We start from the raw sequence: 16,692 nt of genomic DNA on the forward strand, positions 1-16,692 counted from the left end.
GGTGGTTTTAGCTCAGGTGGTGGTGGTAACTTTGGAGGCGGTGGCGCCTCAGGGGGCTGTTGATGTGGAAACGCGTTAAAAGAGTTCTGAAACACCAGTGGGTGGACAAAGCTGATTTAAATCGAGCCATGCCTGCCGATCTTTTGAAACGGTTGCAAGCCAAAATCGCAGTCAGCGAACAGCAGCATTCTGGCGAAATCCAAATCTACGCAGAAGCCGGGTTGCCACTGGCTGATCTCTGGCGCCAAGTTTCCACACCTCAACTCATACGCCAGCGCGCTCTTGCTATTTTTAGTAAAACACAGGTTTGGGACACGGCCAATAACAATGGCGTGCTGATCTATCTGTTGCTTGCTGAGCATGCCATTGAGATAGTGGCTGACCGAGGACTGAGCCAATGGGTAGATCCTGGCGAATGGCAACGCATGGTGACTCGAATGAGCAAAGCCTTTCAAAAAGGTCAATTTGAAGAAGGTTTAACGCAAGCGATCAATGAAGTGTCCACGCTGTTGACCACCTATTTCCCGTTAAAAGAGGGTGCGTTCAACCCCAATGAATTAACGGATCAGCCCGTATTGGGCTAGATTTTTTCACCCACCATCGTTCAGCAGCACAAAATAAAAGCCCTGATCTTTGCAGAGCAGGGCTTTGAAATTGACTGTCTCAGGTCGTAACCCGGGCAGCCTGGATTCCTTCTTATTTTTTCTGACGGAACTTGCGCAGCGCAGAAATTTGAGCGGCCATCACGAACAATTCGGATTGAGCGCGTGCGATGTCAAGATCACCCTTGGCGTTCTTGAGCGCATCTTCAGCAAGCGCTTTGGCCGCATTGGCTTTTTCATCGTCCAGGTCTTTACCGCGAATAGCGGTATCTGACAATACCGTGACGCAGTTAGGCTGAACTTCAAGCAGGCCACCGGCCACAAAGATAAATTCTTCGCTACCGTCGGCTAATTCAATACGCACTGAACCGGCCTTGATGCGCGTGATCAGGGGCGTGTGGCGCGGAAAAATGCCGAGTTCACCAGCTTCACCAGGCAGGGCAACAAAACGTGCCTCGCCTGAGAAGATGTTCTCTTCAGCACTGACCACATCTACGTGGATGGTGTTCATGGTTTTCCTAATCAGTCGGGGACAGTGACTTGCGGTTTAAGCGCTTGAAACTGCCCCTTATGGTTAATTACATTTTTTTGGCTTTTTCGAACGCTTCGTCGATCGTGCCAACCATGTAGAACGCTTGCTCAGGCAGGTGATCGCACTCGCCGGCAACAATCATCTTGAAGCCGCGGATGGTTTCAGCCAAGCTCACGTATTTACCAGGTGAACCGGTGAACACTTCAGCCACGTGGAACGGCTGAGACAGGAAACGCTGGATTTTACGGGCGCGAGCCACAGCCAGTTTGTCTTCAGGAGCCAACTCGTCCATGCCCAAAATCGCAATAATGTCGCGCAACTCTTTGTAGCGTTGCAGCGTACCTTGCACAGCACGGGCGGTTTCGTAATGGTCGGTACCGACCACTAACGGATCCAACTGACGGCTGGTGGAATCCAGAGGATCCACAGCGGGGTAAATACCCAGCGATGCAATGTCACGGCTCAACACAACGGTTGAATCCAAGTGAGCGAAGGTCGTAGCTGGCGATGGATCGGTCAAGTCATCCGCAGGAACGTAAACGGCCTGGATGGAAGTGATGGAACCCACTTTGGTCGACGTGATACGTTCTTGCAAACGGCCCATTTCTTCAGCCAGCGTAGGCTGATAGCCCACAGCGGAAGGCATACGACCCAACAGCGCGGACACTTCGGTACCGGCCAAGGTAAAGCGATAGATGTTGTCCACGAAGAACAGCACGTCTTTACCTTCATCACGGAAAGATTCCGCAATGGTCAGACCGGTCAAGGCCACGCGCAAACGATTGCCTGGAGGCTCGTTCATCTGACCGTAGACCATCGCAACCTTGGAGTCTTCGAGGCTCTCAAGATTCACAACGCCAGAGTCGGCCATTTCGTGATAGAAGTCATTACCTTCACGAGTACGCTCGCCCACACCCGCAAACACGGACAAGCCGCTGTGCGCCTTGGCAATATTGTTGATGAGTTCCATCATGTTCACGGTCTTGCCCACACCCGCGCCGCCGAACAAGCCGACTTTGCCGCCCTTGGCAAACGGACAGATCAAGTCAATCACCTTGATGCCGGTTTCCAGCAGCTCTTGAGAAGGATTCAATTCGTCGTAGCTTGGGGCTTTACGGTGAATGGAAGCGGTTTGTGTCGATGCAACCGGACCACGCTCATCAATTGGCGCGCCCAGCACGTCCATGATGCGGCCCAGTGTGGCTTTGCCCACGGGAACCATGATGGTTTGTGCGGTGTTTTGCACAATCATGCCGCGACGCAGGCCATCGGAAGAGCCCAGCGCGATGGTACGGACAATGCCGTCACCCAACTGCTGCTGCACTTCGAGGGTCAAAGTGGAACCATCCATCTTGAGCGCGTCATAAATCTTGGGCATCTTGTCACGTGGAAACTCCACGTCAACAACCGCACCAATACACTGAACTATCTTGCCTTGGACTTGAGCCATTTTTTGCTCCAAAAATAAATACGTTTAAACAGCCGCTGCACCCGCGACGATTTCCGAAAGTTCTTTCGTAATCGCAGCCTGACGCGTTTTGTTGTAGATCAGCTTAAGCTCGGCAATCACACTGCCGGCGTTATCAGTCGCTGACTTCATGGCTACCATGCGCGCCGACTGCTCGGATGCCATGTTTTCTGCTACCGCCTGGTAAACCAGCGCTTCAACGTAACGGACCAACAAATCGTCAATCACCGTCTGCGCATCTGGCTCATAGATGTAATCCCAGCCATGTTTGGCACCGGTCGAAGTTTCGTTTGCCTGCGTCTCAGCTTGCATGACACTGGCCGACAGCGGCAGCAATTGCTGCACCACCGGTTCTTGCTTCATGGTGTTGATGAACTTGGTGTAACACAGGTACACCGAATTAATCTCACCTTTGGCATAAGCGTCAAGCAACACCTTGACCGGGCCAATTAACTTGTCCAGGTGGGGGGTGTCACCCAATTGAGTCGCATGAGAAACCACTTTGGCGCCAATTCGAGTCAGGAATCCCAACCCTTTATTGCCAATAGCAACCGCTTGCGTGGAGACACCTGTAGCCTGCAGTTCGCGCAATTTAATGGTGACACCACGCAAAACGTTGGTGTTCATGCCACCGCACAAACCTTTGTCCGTTGACACCACAATCATGCCCGCAGACTTGGCGTCGTTGGATTTCATGAAAGCGTGAATGTACTCCGGGTTGGCTTTACCAAGATTTGCGGCAATGTTGCGAATTTTTTCGCTGTAAGGACGAGCTGCGCGCATGCGCTCTTGCGCTTTGCGCATTTTGCTCGCCGCTACCATTTCCATAGCCTTGGTGATCTTCTTGGTGTTTTCCACCGATTTGATCTTGCCGCGAATTTCCTTACCTGCTGCCATGAATGACTCCTTGTGCCTTCAGGTGCGGATTAAGCAAACGACTTTTTGAATGCCGTTGCTGCTGCAGACAATTCAGTCTCGGCATCAATACATTCCTTCTTGAAGGCTTGTTTTGCTGCGTCGTCTTTGGCTGCGTCAATCTTCTTGACATCCCACTTGGCGCCATTCTTTTCCATGGTCGCAAGCATAGGTGCGTGCTTGTCTTTGAGGTAGCTGTGCAAGCCGTGCTCGAACGCCAACACTTTGTTCACGGCGATATCGTCCATGAAACCCTTGTTAACGGCAAACAGGGTGGCACCCATCAAACTGATAGGCAGCGGGCTGTACTGAGCTTGCTTGAGCAACTCGGTCACACGGGCACCGCGGTCCAACTGCTTGCGGGTCGCTTCGTCGAGGTCAGAGGCAAACTGGGCAAATGCTGCCAATTCACGGTACTGAGCCAAGTCGGTACGAATACCGCCGGACAGGCTCTTGACCAAGTTGGTCTGAGCAGCACCACCGACGCGAGACACCGAGATACCAGCGTTAATCGCAGGACGAATGCCGGCGTTAAACAAGGAGGTTTCCAAGAAGATCTGGCCGTCAGTAATTGAAATCACGTTGGTTGGCACGAAGGCCGACACGTCACCCGCTTGGGTTTCAATGATTGGCAGAGCGGTCAAAGAACCGGTCTTACCCTTCACAGCGCCCTTGGTGAAATCTTCAACGTATTTTTCGTTCACACGAGCGGCACGTTCCAGCAGACGGCTGTGGAGATAGAACACGTCGCCAGGGTAAGCTTCGCGGCCTGGTGGGCGGCGCAGCAACAAGGAGACTTGACGGTAAGCAACCGCTTGCTTGGACAGATCGTCATACACAATCAGGGCGTCTTCGCCGCGATCGCGGAAGTATTCGCCCATTGTGCAACCGGAGTAAGCACTGACGTATTGCATGGCGGCCGACTCGGAAGCCGTAGCGGCCACCACAATGGTGTATTCCATCGCGCCAGCTTGTTCCAGAGCGCGAACCACGTTCTTGACGGAAGAGGCTTTTTGGCCAATTGCGACATAAACGCAGGTCATGTTCTGACCCTTCTGGTTAATGATCGCGTCAATAGCCACGGCAGTTTTGCCGGTCTGACGGTCACCAATGATCAATTCGCGCTGACCACGACCAACCGGCACCATGGAGTCAATTGACTTCAGGCCAGTTTGCATGGGTTGGCTAACAGACTGACGAGCGATCACGCCAGGCGCAACCTTTTCAATCACGTCGGTCATTTTGGCGTTGATAGGACCTTTGCCGTCGATAGGCTGACCCAGCGCATTGACCACGCGGCCTTTGAGCTCGGGACCGACCGGCACTTCCAGAATACGACCCGTGCATTTAACGATGTCGCCTTCGGAGATATGCTCGTAAGCACCCAAAATCACGGAGCCGACGGAGTCGCGCTCAAGATTCAGAGCCAGGCCATAGCTGGGTTGCCCCTCAGCATCGGCTGGGAATTCGAGCATTTCGCCCTGCATCACGTCCGAGAGACCATGGATGCGGCAAATACCGTCAGTCACGGAAACGACTGTTCCCTGATTACGGATGTTTGCGCTGGCTGACAGGCCTTCAATACGGCTCTTGATCAGTTCAGAAATTTCTGCGGGATTGAGTTGCATGACTCTTTCCTTCTTTCGTTAATTGGGCTGACGACTTGGGGCTTACGCCTCAAGCAGTCAAGGCCATTTTCATTTGTTCAAGACGGGCTTTGACAGAAGAGTCAAGAACCTCATCACCCACCACCACGCGAATGCCTCCGATCAACTCGGGCTGCAATTCGACGGAAACGTTGAGCTTGCGGGCGAAACGCTTTTCGAGCGTCACGGCCAAATCAGCCAGCGCTGCGCTGTCTATAGCGAAAGCGCTGTAGACCACTGCATCAGCAGAGCCACTTTGCGCATTCTTCAAGACACGAAACTGCTCGGCAATTTCGGGCAATGCATTCAAACGTCCGTTTTCGATCACGGTGCGTAAAAAGTTTTTAGCCATTTCCGGCAAAGCCACTTGGGCTCCTGCGGAAATGTTCTCAAACAATCCAAACACCTGGGCTGATGTGAAGTTAGGGTTTTCAGCGAGTTCTTGCAATTGCGCGTTATTCGCAATGGCTTTCAACGCATCAACCCAGACCGCAGCACCATTCAAGTCTGAGGACGTCGCCTTGAACAAGGCTTCGGCGTAAGGTCGGGCAATGGTGGCAAGTTCAGCCATGGTTGTCCTCTTACAGCTCTGTCTTCAGACGGCCAAGCAAATCAGCATGAACACCAGCATTGACTTCCTTACGGAGAATCTGCTCGGCACCCTTGACTGCCAGCGCGGCGACTTGCTCACGCAAGGCCTCCCGCGCCCGGACAGTTTGCTGTTCCGCTTCAACCTTGGCAGCAGCAATGATCTTGTTGCCTTCCTCGGTTGCCTTTGATTTGGCTTCTTCTACGATGGCCTGTCCGCGGCGCTCGGCATCAGCCAAGCTGGCGGTGGTTTCAGTACGCGACTTGGCCAATTCAGCTTCCACACGCTTGTTAGCGGAGGAAAGCTCAGATTTGGCTTTATCGGCAGCTGCGAGGCCGTCGGCGATTTTGCTGGCACGTTCATCCAATGCAGTCGCGATGGGCGGCCACACGAATTTCATCGTGAACAGCACCAGCAATGCGAAGACGATGGCTTGCGCTACCAGAGTTCCATTAATGTTCACAGTAAATCTCCTTCAACGAGAAGTTGCAGGAAAGGCTTACTTGACCAAACGTGCGATTTGAGCCAGGAATGGGTTGGCTGTAGCGAACCACAGAGCAATACCAGTACCGATAATGAACGCAGCATCGATCAGACCAGCCAACACGAACATCTTCGTTTGCAGTTCACCCATAAGTTCAGGCTGACGAGCAGCTGCTTCGAGGTATTTGCTACCCATGATGCCGATACCGATACAAGCACCGAGGGCGCCCAGGCCAATGATCAAACCAGCGGCCAGAGCTGCAAAACTAATAACTTCCATGATTCACTCCTAAATTTACTAAAAAAAACAAAAAACAAACAAACCGAAAATTAATGCGCGTCGTGCGCCTGCCCAATGTAGACCAAGGTCAACATCATGAACACGAATGCCTGCAACAAGATGATGATGATGTGGAACACTGCCCACGCCCAACCAGCAACTATATGCAACAACAAAAGCATCAGGCTCCCAGGCTCTGCAGAGAAAGCCCATGAACCACCCAGCAAAGCGATCAGCATAAATACCAACTCACCCGCATACATGTTGCCAAACAGTCGCATACCGTGCGAAACCGTCTTGGCGGTAAATGAAATCAACTGCTCAGCCACATTGATCACACCCAAAATCACAGCGAACACCGGGTTCTTGCTGGTGCCAAACGGTGCCGAAACTAATTCGTGCGCCCAACCGCCCACGCCTTTGATCTTGATGTTGTAGAACAAACAGATGAAAAGAACCGAGACCGACAGACCCATGGTGACTGAAAGGTCAGCCGTTGGAACAACGCGCAAGTAAGCGTGATGAGGATCATGTCCGGCAGCGCCGTAAATCCAACCCCAAATGGTGGGCAGCAGATCAAGCGGCAGCAAGTCCATGGCATTGAGCAGAAAGATCCACACAAAAACCGTCAGCGCCAATGGAGCCACCAATTTGCGGCTCTTTGCGTTGTGAACAATCGCTTTAGCCTGGCCGTCGACCATTTCAATCAGGATTTCTACCGCGGCTTGGAACCGACCGGGCGCACCCGAAGTGGCTGTGCGTGCTGCTTTCCAGAGGAAAAAACAACCCACAACACCCAGGAGAATAGAAAAGAACAGTGAATCGATATTGAAGACTGAGAAGTCGACGATTTCGGTCTGAGGCTTGTTTTGCCAGTGAGTCAAGTGGTGAACAATATATTCACTTGCTGTCGGAGCGTGTGCTTCTGCGGCCATTTCTGCGGACATTGTTAACTCTTTACTTAGTTGTTCGTTTCGGGCGCATTAAGAGCGCCAACCAATACACCTTCATAGTCAGGATCAAACCAATCAGCATCGCCAACCAATCCAGACCCGCAACCAACTTAGGGGCGGCAAAAATCATTCCGACACTCGCGGCTATCTTCACCGCTTCCCACACAAAAAACCCAAAACCAGCGGTCATGGCGTTAATGGACGAGAACTGACTCATCAGACCCCGTGCAAACAGCACAGCTGGAATAACCACCGCCAGTGCGCCGTAAGCTGCTGACCAGCCTGCAACGGACCTTCCGGTGAAACCCCAGGTAGCCAAAGCCACCAACACGCCCATCACCATCTGCAGGCTCACAATTCGCCAAGGTGAAACTGATGGATTGAGTTCTCGCAAGGCTTGCGCCTCTTCGGCCGTAAGCCGCTTAACCTCTAACTCTTCAGTTTCTTCATCGTCGTATTTGGCAACAGGTGTAATTATCAACATCTCAAATTACACGCAGGTTACAGGTGAATGACGTGCGACGGCTGCCGCAAAGTTGCGAATTATACGGAGAAACATGCGCTGATTTGCCTTGCACGGCGATAATTTGACCATGATCACATTACCTTCACTTCCCTGCTATTTAAATGGAGAATTCACTGAACTCCCCAACGCCCGGGTCAGCGTCATGGACCGCGGCTTCATTTTTGGCGATGGTGTTTATGAAGTCGTGCCGGTCTACGGTGGGCAATTATTTTGCTTTGCGCAGCACATGGCGCGACTCGACCGCAGCCTGTCTGCCGTGCGCATCAGTAATCCGCTGACGCACACACAATGGGCTGAAGTTGCTCATAAATTAATAGCATCTTACGCTTATTCCACGGGATCTAGCGCCCAAAAACTCGATCAACTGGTGTACATCCAGATCACGCGTGGCGTGGCGATGCGTGACCACGTCATGCCGCAAGACATCACGCCTACGGTGTTTGTCATGACCAACAAAATGACGCTGCCCACCAACGAGCAACGCCACTTGGGCGTGGCGTGCGTGACGGCCGACGACTTCCGCTGGGGAAAAGCGCACATTAAAAGCACCAGCTTGCTGGGGGCTGTGTTTGCCCGTCAAATCAGCTTTGACACTGGCGCCGCCGAAACCGTGATGTTTCGGGATGGCTTTTTGAGCGAGGCCGCAGCCAGCAATGTCTGGGTCGTCAAAGACGGCACCGTCATGGGCCCGCCCAAAGACCACCTGGTACTCGAAGGCGTGCGTTGCGGATTGATCGAATCCATTTGCCGCGACCAAGGCATCGGCTTTGAACTGTGCCGAATCTCGCGTGAAGAAGTTTTAAACGCCGACGAACTGCTCTTATCTTCGGCCACCAAAGAAGTGCTCGCCATCACAACGCTCGACGGCCAAGCAGTTGGCAAGGGCGTGCCCGGCCCGATTTACGCGCAATTGCACGCTGGTTATGAACTCGCTAAAGAACAAGCCCGCTCTGGCACGCTTTAAATCACCACCTAACTTTTTTAAAACACTTGTGACTACGCCCACCACCCCCGAAATTCCCCGTAGTGAGTCGCTCATTGAGTACCCGTCTCTGTTCCCCATCAAAGTCATGGGACTCAAGGTCGACGGTCTGGTGCATGCCATCACGGTGGTTGCCCACGCCTTCGACCCCACGTTTGACGCCAGCACGATTGAGTTGCGCGAGAGCAAGGGCGGCAAATATCTGGGCGTCACCATCACCGTGACAGCCACCAGCCGCGAGCAACTTGACGAGTTGTACCGCACGCTGAGTACGCATCCGATGGTCAAAGTCGTCCTGTAATTTCGCCGTGGAGATTGAAACCCACTCCCTTGGCCGCGTGGACTACCTGCCCACCTACGAAGCCATGCAGGAGTTTACAAGCCAAAGAAGCCTCCAGCCCTCGTCTAGCTTGTCTGATCAGCTATGGATATGTGAGCACAATCCGGTTTACACGCAAGGCTTGGCTGGCAAGGCGGAGCACATTTTCAACCCCGCTGACATCCCCGTGGTGCAAACCAACCGGGGTGGGCAAGTCACCTACCACGGCCCCGGCCAAGTGGTGGCGTATCCGCTGATCGACCTGAAGCGGGCGGGCTATTTCGTCAAGGAATATGTCTACCGAATCGAAGAAGCGGTGATCCGCACACTGGCGCATTTTGGCGTCACCGGGCATCGTGTCGGGGGCGCACCGGGGATTTATGTCCGGCTGGAGGATCCTTTTTCTCACGCCCTGCTGCCTCAACGACCTGCAAAATTGGGGTCGGATCCGGCCGCGAAGCAGAGCGGCTCAGACCCTGACTTCGCCGGTCTGGGGAAAATTGGCGCATTAGGCATCAAGGTCAGCCGCAATTGCACCTACCACGGTGTCGCGCTTAATGTGGCGATGGACCTTGAGCCCTACTCGCGCATCAACCCGTGTGGTTATAGGGGACTGCAAACGGTGGACCTTTCTACAATCGGTGTTTTCGTCGAGTGGCAAGATGCCGCCGACGTGTTGGGGCAGAAGCTGGCAAGTTATCTGGCACCTTGATTCACACACTTATTGCGCCTGACCCAGACCCCGCCTGAGCGAAAGAAAAATGACATGAGCACACCAGAAACCAACCCCACCGTCCGCGAAGCCCAGACCGCCGAGAACTACGACCCGTCAGCCAAACAAAAGGCGGCCGCCAAGTTGTCGCGCATACCGATCAAGGTGGTGCAAGGCGAGATGCTCAAAAAACCGGACTGGATTCGCGTCAAGGCCGGCAGCCCCAGCACCCGTTTTTACGAAATCAAGGACGTGCTGCGCAAGAACAAACTGGTGACGGTGTGCGAAGAAGCCAGTTGCCCCAACATCGGTGAATGCTTTGGCAAGGGCACCGCCACCTTCATGATCATGGGCGACAAGTGCACCCGGCGCTGCCCGTTTTGCGATGTCGGCCACGGCCGCCCTGACCCGCTGGATGCTGACGAGCCGGTCAAACTGGCCCAGACCATCGCCGATCTCAAGCTCAAATACGTCGTCATCACCAGCGTTGACCGCGACGACTTGCGCGATGGTGGCGCTCAGCACTTTGTAGATTGCATTAGCCGCATCCGCGAACTCTCGCCCACCACGCAAATCGAAGTACTGGTGCCCGACTTCAGGGGCCGCGACGACCGCGCGCTTGAAATTCTGAAAGCTGCTCCACCGGATGTGATGAACCACAATTTGGAGACGGCGCCCCGCCTCTATAAAGAAGCACGCCCCGGCAGCGACTACCAGTTCAGCCTCAACCTGCTGAAAAAGTTCAAGGACCTGTTCCCGAATGTGCCCACAAAGAGCGGCATCATGGTCGGCCTGGGTGAGACCGACGAAGAAATTCTGCAAGTCATGCGCGATATGCGTGCCCATGGCATTGAGATGCTGACCATTGGTCAGTACTTGGCGCCCAGCACATCGCACCTCACGGTCAAGCGCTACGTGCACCCCGACACCTTCAAGATGTTCGAGACTGAGGCTTACGCCATGGGCTTCAAGCACGCTGCGGTTGGCGCCATGGTGCGCTCCAGCTACCACGCGGACCAGCAAGCCGGGCATGCCATGGGCACCCCCACCCTCTAATATCTGCTACTGTAGTAATAGCTACCACCGCAGGTAACGCGGGGGCTGGAGCCTGATTTGATTCAAAACTCACCAATTTTCAAGGGTTTGTGGTTTCCACCTCAATCGCTGCAGCCACTGGTCGAGGCCGGGACCTGGACCCGGGGCCTGTTGCTGTACCGCAATCAGAAAGTGCTGAGCCTCGACATTGATCCGATGGAGGACCACTGGCTGCTACAGGGCGAGGTGCAAGGCAGCCAGCGCGAGCCCTATGAAGTGTCGATTGAGTTGGCGCTGATGCCTGATGGCCAGGTCGATTACTGGGACAGCGAGTGCGAATGCCCGGTCGGCCACCAATGCAAGCACGGCGTGGCGCTGATGCTCAAGGCCGCTTACCAAGGCCTGCATTTACTGGGCAGCAATGACGTGGGCACCGCGACCCGTCAGTTCACCCCCCCGACGCCGGAGCAAGTCGAAGCCACACGCCTCGCCACGTTGGCCCGGGCGCGTGAAATGGCCCAACTGGAAGCCGAGTCGCAGTTGATGGGCTGGCTGCTGGAGTTGGACCGCGCCAAGGGCCTCGTGGCAGAGCCCGGCCCACCCAAGCGGGGTTTGCGAACCAGTCCGGAATCGGTGCGCCCGGAACAATTTTTGTACCTGCTGACGGTGTTGGGCGCCCACAGCCCGACGCCGCGCCTGCAACTCGAAGCCGTGGTGTCATACCCCAAAGTCACCGGCGGCTGGGCCAAACCCAAAGCCATCCGCAGTGCGCCCTACAAAGGCCAACTGGTCTACGACATGGCCACGGACGCCGACCGGCAAGTGCTGCAGTTGATGCGCGCCATGCCCGAGAGCAGCCGTTACACCTACAACTTCAGCGCCAGCGCCATTCCGGGAGGCGTGGCTGGCCAAATCGCTCTGCAACAAGCGGCCAGCACCGGCCGGCTTTATCTGGATGATGGCAAGGGCAGCCCGGGGCCGGTGATGCAATGGGGCCCGCCGCAAACCCTGCGCTGGGAGTGGCACGAAGTCACCTCCGTGGCGTCCACCGAACCCGGCTGGGCCTTGCGCGCCAAGCTGGCCGCCAGCGATGCCCGCCTGTGCCTAAACTCGCCCCCGCTTTACCTGGACGCAGCGCTCGGCCTGTGCGGCCCGGTACTGGCCGAAGGCATGCCTGACAGCCAGCTGGAGGTGATGCTCAAGGCACCGCCGTTCAAACCCTCGGCCCTGCAAAAACACCAGGTCGCACTGATGCAACACCTGGGCAACTTGCCACTGCCACCGGTATTGCAAGCACTGACGCCGTTGACCGGCATCACGCCCACGGCCTGCCTGCGCCTTTTTGCGTCCACCCCGGAAGACATACCTTACCGGGGCTTGATCCAGGCCCAGTTGCGCTTTGATTACGCCGGGCACCGCGGCTGGTGGGCGGGCCAGGGCAACTCGGTGGTGATTGACGACGCTTCGGGCCGTTTCCTGCTGCAGCGCGACACCGAGACTGAGCTCGACGCCATCACCAGCCTGTCGGACCTGGGTCTGCGCGCGGCCGACAAGGGGCTGTTTGCCATCCCCGGCAACGAGTCGCAGCAAGTCTGGATGCACTGGGCCGACAACCGTTTTGTCGAACTACAAGAAGCCGGCTTCGACCTCACCGTCGACGACAACCTTAAAAGCTGGATCACCCACGCCGACACGCTCGACGTGCAACTGAAACCCGAGGGCGATGACGACGAAGAAGGCGCCACTTCGCCCTGGTTTGAATTGTCTTTGGGCATGGAAATCGACGGCCAGCGCCACAACATCCTGCCCTGGTTGCCCGACCTGATTGCGGCCGCAGCGGCCAGCCCGCTGGACCCCGAGACCGGCTTGCCCAGCATTCCGCCGTTTGTCTACCTGCGCTCGCCCCATGGGTCGGGCTTCATCCGCCTGCCGACCGACACCCTCAAGCCCTGGATGGCGGCGCTGCTGGAACTGGTCGGTGACCGCTCGCACGACTTCACCGGCGACAGCCTGAAACTTTCGCGGCTCGACGCCATGCGCACCACCGCCTCGCTGGGCGAAGGCGCGGTGTGGGAAGGCGCACAAGCCCTGCGCGAGATGGTGCAGCGCCTGAGTGGCCGCGCCGAGTTGCCCGAGGTGCCGGTGCCCGCCAGCGTGCAAGCCAGCCTGCGCCCTTACCAGCAGCAAGGTGTGAACTGGCTGCAGTTTTTGCGCGAGCACAGCCTGGGCGGCATTTTGGCCGACGACATGGGGCTCGGCAAAACGCTTCAAACGCTGGTGCACATCCAGATTGAAAAAGACGCGGGAAGGCTCACGCGCCCGGCGCTCATCATTGCGCCGGTCAGCTTGATGGGCAACTGGCGGCGCGAGACCGAGCGCTTTTGCCCACAACTGCGCGCCCTGGTGATCCACGGCAAAGACCGGCACGAGGTGGTAGACACCATCAGTGAATTTGATGTCGTGATTGCGCCCTACTCGCTGCTGCAGCGCGACCGCGAGCGCTGGCTGGAGGCGCAGTGGCACCTCGTGGTGCTGGACGAAGCGCAAAACATCAAAAACGCCAGCACCCACGCCGCGCAGGTGGTGGGCCAGTTGCAGACCCGGCACCGCCTGTGTTTGTCCGGCACGCCGATGGAAAATCATCTGGGTGAAATCTGGAGCCTTTTCCACTTTTTGATGCCCGGCTTTCTGGGCAGCCAGAAGCGCTTTACCGACCTGTTTCGCACCCCGATTGAGAAACTGGGCGACCCGGAGCGCCTGACCCAACTGCGCGCCCGCATCACGCCCTTCATGCTGCGCCGCACCAAGGCGCTGGTGGCGCACGAGTTACCGCCCAAAGTGGAAACCGTGATGCGCGTGGAGCTGGCGGGCAAGCAGGCCGACCTGTACGAAACCATCCGGTTGGGTATGGAAAAAACCGTGCGCGAGGCGTTAAACACCAAAGGTCTGGCCAAGTCGCAAATCACCATCCTCGATGCGCTGCTCAAATTGCGCCAAGTTTGCTGCGACCCGCACCTGCTCAAGCTCGACGCCGCCAAAAAGGTCAAGACCTCGGCCAAGCTCGACCATTTGATGGAGCTGCTGCCCGAGATGCTGGCCGAGGGGCGGCGCATCTTGCTGTTTTCGCAGTTCACCAGCATGCTGACCCTGATCGAGGCCGAGCTCAAAAAACGCAACATCGCCTGGGTCAAACTGACCGGGCAGAGCCAGAAACGCGACGAGTTGATTGAGCAGTTCACCAGCGGTGCGGTGCCGCTGTTTCTGATCAGCCTGAAAGCCGGCGGCGTGGGCCTGAACCTGCCGCAAGCCGACACCGTCGTCCACTACGACCCGTGGTGGAACCCGGCGGTCGAAACCCAGGCCACCGACCGAGCCCACCGCATCGGCCAAAAGCACAGTGTGTGGGTGGTCAAACTGGTGGCGCAGGGCACGATCGAGGAGCGCATTCTGGCGCTGCAGGAGCGCAAAGCGTCACTGGCGGACCGCATCTACAGCGGCTCGGTGGGGCGCAAAGAGCCGCTGTTTGGTGAAGATGATCTGGCGGAACTGCTGAAACCGCTCTCTTTTTAATAGCTGTTTACGAATGATTGACGGGGGCTAGGGACTGATTTACCTATGCAGGCAGTCAAAATTCTGCCCTTGGCTGCTGCGGTGTTCCACTGGATGCGTTAGGGCTGGATGCAGGTATTGCCGGCACGGTTTGGGGGGCCGACGCCACCGGTGTAGAGGGCTCCGTGTTGGCCCAAGGTGACTCAACAGGCCATGCATGCAATGCACGCCAGCAACGCTTGCTGACTCAGGACGGTGTGGCATTCAGCGCAGTGAGGTGAAGGAGGAGCCCGCAGGGCGGGGGACACGAACGGCGCTGAGTCCCGCGCAGTCCTGAGCTCCGAGTCCCTCGTGCCCGATTGGGAATGACTGCAAACGTCTGGACTCGTGGCCTGCGGACAGTAGCTATTTATTTTGTAGCTACAGCACATGAAACCTGGGTGGCGTCCGAATTCGCCGACACCCCCACCCGGTCCCCGCTGATTATTTATGGCGGCGCTGAGTGCTACGCCCGCCAGGGCTGCGAAGTGAAGGGATGGCGCCCGTTTGCGTTAATGCTTAGTCGCATCCCCACACAAAAATTGAATTGTTTACCTAGAAAATCAGAGATTCACAAATCTGTCAAGCAGGTTAACCCTTAACCCTTTATGATGCACTGCAACATTTCCCTTCCGTGAACGGCAGGGTTGGCGATAACCAGCGGAGCTTCACCCCCATGCGTACGTATTTTGTAGCGGCCACACAACCCAACGTCGGCCTCACTTCAGTCTCTCTCGGTCTCTTGCGGGCGCTGCAGCGGCGCGGCCTGAAGGTCGCCTTTGTCAAACCCGTGACCAAGGGCACGCCGGACTCTGAGCCTTCCGTGCATTTCGCACGCAGCATTTGCCATGTCGACAGCACCCCGGCACCGCTCTCCATGAGCCTGGTGACGCAACGCATAACCAGCGGCAAGACCGACGAGTTGCTGGAAGACATCGTCAGCCTGGTCATGTCCAGCACCGATGACGCCGATGTGCTGGTGGTCGAAGGCATCCATGCCGATCCGAGCCGTGCGTTCATACCACGCCTGTCGGCAGACATCGCCCGCAGCCTGCAAGCCGATGTGGTTCTGGTCGCCAGCGGCGCGGATGCCGATGGCATTGCCCAGACCTATTACATGATTAACCAGGTCCGCAACGCGGGGCGCAATGTGGTGGGCGTCATCTTCAACCGCGCCCGTGCCGGCTTCGATGAAGCCGCCGCCGCGGCCCAACTCGACGGCGTACCCATCTGGGGCGTCATCAAAAACAACCCCGTACTGTCGGCCCCGCGCACCATCGATGTGGCGCGCCATTTGGGCGCCGAGGTGATGATTGAAGGCGAAATCGTGACCCGGCGCGTGCTCGAAACCGTGCTGGCCGCCCGCTCGGTGTCTGAAGTTATTTTGCGGCTCAAGCCTGGCGCCCTGGTGGTCAGTGCTGGCGACCGCGACGACATCATCCTGGCAGCCGCGCTGGCCGCCAGCAATGGCATTGAACTGGCCGGCCTGGTGCTGACCCACAACAGTTTCATCAGCCCACGGATTGAACGCTTTGCCTCGCGCGCCTTTCACAGCGGCTTGCCGGTGTTGCGCACCGATGGCGACAGCTACGGAACCGCCGCCCTCATCAGCCGCTTGCCGCTGGCCGTGCCGCAGGACGATTTGAGCCGGATGAACACAGTGACCGACACCATCGCCGAACACCTGGATGTCAATGCCATTTGCGCCGGCCTGGAGTTGGCGGTGTCGACCCGGATGTCGCCCCCGGCTTTCCGCTACCAGCTGATGCAGAAGGCGCGTGCGGCCAACAAGCGCATCGTGTTGCCCGAAGGCGATGAGCCGCGCACCATTCGCGCCGCCGTGATCTGCACCCAGAAGGGCATCGCCCGCTGCGTTTTGCTGGGGAAACGCAAAGTGATCATGTCGGTTGCCGATGCTCTGGGCATCGAGTTACCGCCCGAGCTTGAGATTCTGGAGCCGGCATCCATCGCCGAACGCTACGTGGAACCGATGGTGGCGCTGCGCAAAAACAAAGGACTGACACCGGGGCAAGCCCTGGTCGCGCTCGAAGACACCGTCACG

Annotated in this window: 16 protein-coding genes; 7 read left to right on the forward strand and 9 right to left on the reverse strand. The window is 56.7% G+C overall.

Features of this window, described 5'->3' with window-relative positions:
* The first annotated feature begins 62 nt into the window (after positions 1–62).
* Complete coding sequence (locus WCG50_RS11910; protein WP_336899822.1) at positions 63–584, forward strand: TPM domain-containing protein; 522 nt, start codon at positions 63–65, stop codon at positions 582–584.
* Positions 585–696: 112 nt separating this feature from the next.
* On the opposite strand, the gene WCG50_RS11915 is transcribed toward WCG50_RS11910, so the two are convergent.
* The 9 genes from WCG50_RS11915 to WCG50_RS11955 all read right to left on the reverse strand — a co-directional run bounded on the left by WCG50_RS11915 (position 697) and on the right by WCG50_RS11955 (position 7,952).
* On the reverse strand, positions 697–1,113 hold the full coding sequence (locus tag WCG50_RS11915; RefSeq protein WP_336899823.1) for a F0F1 ATP synthase subunit epsilon: 417 nt from the start codon (positions 1,111–1,113) through the stop codon (positions 697–699).
* Positions 1,114–1,180: 67 nt separating this feature from the next.
* Positions 1,181–2,584, reverse strand: coding sequence for a F0F1 ATP synthase subunit beta (gene atpD / locus WCG50_RS11920; protein WP_336899824.1), 1,404 nt, complete (start codon positions 2,582–2,584; stop codon positions 1,181–1,183).
* Positions 2,585–2,608: 24 nt separating this feature from the next.
* Complete coding sequence (atpG, locus tag WCG50_RS11925) at positions 2,609–3,499, reverse strand: F0F1 ATP synthase subunit gamma (protein WP_336899825.1); 891 nt, start codon at positions 3,497–3,499, stop codon at positions 2,609–2,611.
* 29 nt (positions 3,500–3,528) lie between these two features.
* Positions 3,529–5,145: a F0F1 ATP synthase subunit alpha gene (atpA, locus tag WCG50_RS11930; protein WP_336899826.1), complete on the reverse strand. Its 1,617-nt coding sequence runs from the start codon at positions 5,143–5,145 to the stop codon at positions 3,529–3,531.
* A gap of 49 nt (positions 5,146–5,194) precedes the next feature.
* A complete protein-coding gene (locus WCG50_RS11935) occupies positions 5,195–5,734 on the reverse strand; it encodes a F0F1 ATP synthase subunit delta (protein WP_336899827.1) in 540 nt (179 codons plus the stop codon).
* Between the two features lie 10 nt (positions 5,735–5,744).
* Positions 5,745–6,215 (reverse strand): F0F1 ATP synthase subunit B, encoded by a 471-nt coding sequence (locus WCG50_RS11940; RefSeq protein ID WP_336899828.1) that lies wholly within the window; start codon positions 6,213–6,215, stop codon positions 5,745–5,747.
* A gap of 36 nt (positions 6,216–6,251) precedes the next feature.
* Positions 6,252–6,518, reverse strand: a complete 267-nt coding sequence (atpE, locus tag WCG50_RS11945; RefSeq protein WP_188709704.1) for a F0F1 ATP synthase subunit C — start codon at positions 6,516–6,518, stop codon at positions 6,252–6,254.
* Positions 6,519–6,565: 47 nt separating this feature from the next.
* A complete protein-coding gene (atpB, locus tag WCG50_RS11950; protein WP_336899836.1) occupies positions 6,566–7,450 on the reverse strand; it encodes a F0F1 ATP synthase subunit A in 885 nt (294 codons plus the stop codon).
* A gap of 22 nt (positions 7,451–7,472) precedes the next feature.
* A complete protein-coding gene (locus WCG50_RS11955) occupies positions 7,473–7,952 on the reverse strand; it encodes an ATP synthase subunit I (protein WP_336899829.1) in 480 nt (159 codons plus the stop codon).
* A 109-nt stretch (positions 7,953–8,061) separates the two neighbouring features.
* On the opposite strand from WCG50_RS11955, the gene WCG50_RS11960 reads away from it, so the two are divergent.
* From WCG50_RS11960 to WCG50_RS11985, 6 genes are all read left to right on the forward strand, one after another.
* Positions 8,062–8,958, forward strand: a complete 897-nt coding sequence (locus WCG50_RS11960) for an aminotransferase class IV (RefSeq protein ID WP_336899830.1) — start codon at positions 8,062–8,064, stop codon at positions 8,956–8,958.
* 28 nt (positions 8,959–8,986) lie between these two features.
* Positions 8,987–9,277: a DUF493 family protein gene (locus WCG50_RS11965; RefSeq protein ID WP_336899831.1), complete on the forward strand. Its 291-nt coding sequence runs from the start codon at positions 8,987–8,989 to the stop codon at positions 9,275–9,277.
* Between the two features lie 7 nt (positions 9,278–9,284).
* Complete coding sequence (gene lipB / locus WCG50_RS11970) at positions 9,285–10,007, forward strand: lipoyl(octanoyl) transferase LipB (protein WP_336899832.1); 723 nt, start codon at positions 9,285–9,287, stop codon at positions 10,005–10,007.
* Positions 10,008–10,061: 54 nt separating this feature from the next.
* Positions 10,062–11,063, forward strand: coding sequence for a lipoyl synthase (gene lipA, locus WCG50_RS11975; protein ID WP_336899833.1), 1,002 nt, complete (start codon positions 10,062–10,064; stop codon positions 11,061–11,063).
* A 57-nt stretch (positions 11,064–11,120) separates the two neighbouring features.
* Complete coding sequence (locus WCG50_RS11980) at positions 11,121–14,612, forward strand: DEAD/DEAH box helicase (protein WP_336899834.1); 3,492 nt, start codon at positions 11,121–11,123, stop codon at positions 14,610–14,612.
* Between the two features lie 694 nt (positions 14,613–15,306).
* Positions 15,307–16,692: phosphate acyltransferase (locus WCG50_RS11985; RefSeq protein ID WP_336899835.1), on the forward strand; the 1,386-nt coding region annotated here is incomplete at its 3' end.

The sequence above is a fragment of the Rhodoferax sp. genome, assembly GCF_037143375.1.
Classification (GTDB): domain Bacteria; phylum Pseudomonadota; class Gammaproteobacteria; order Burkholderiales; family Burkholderiaceae_C; genus Rhodoferax.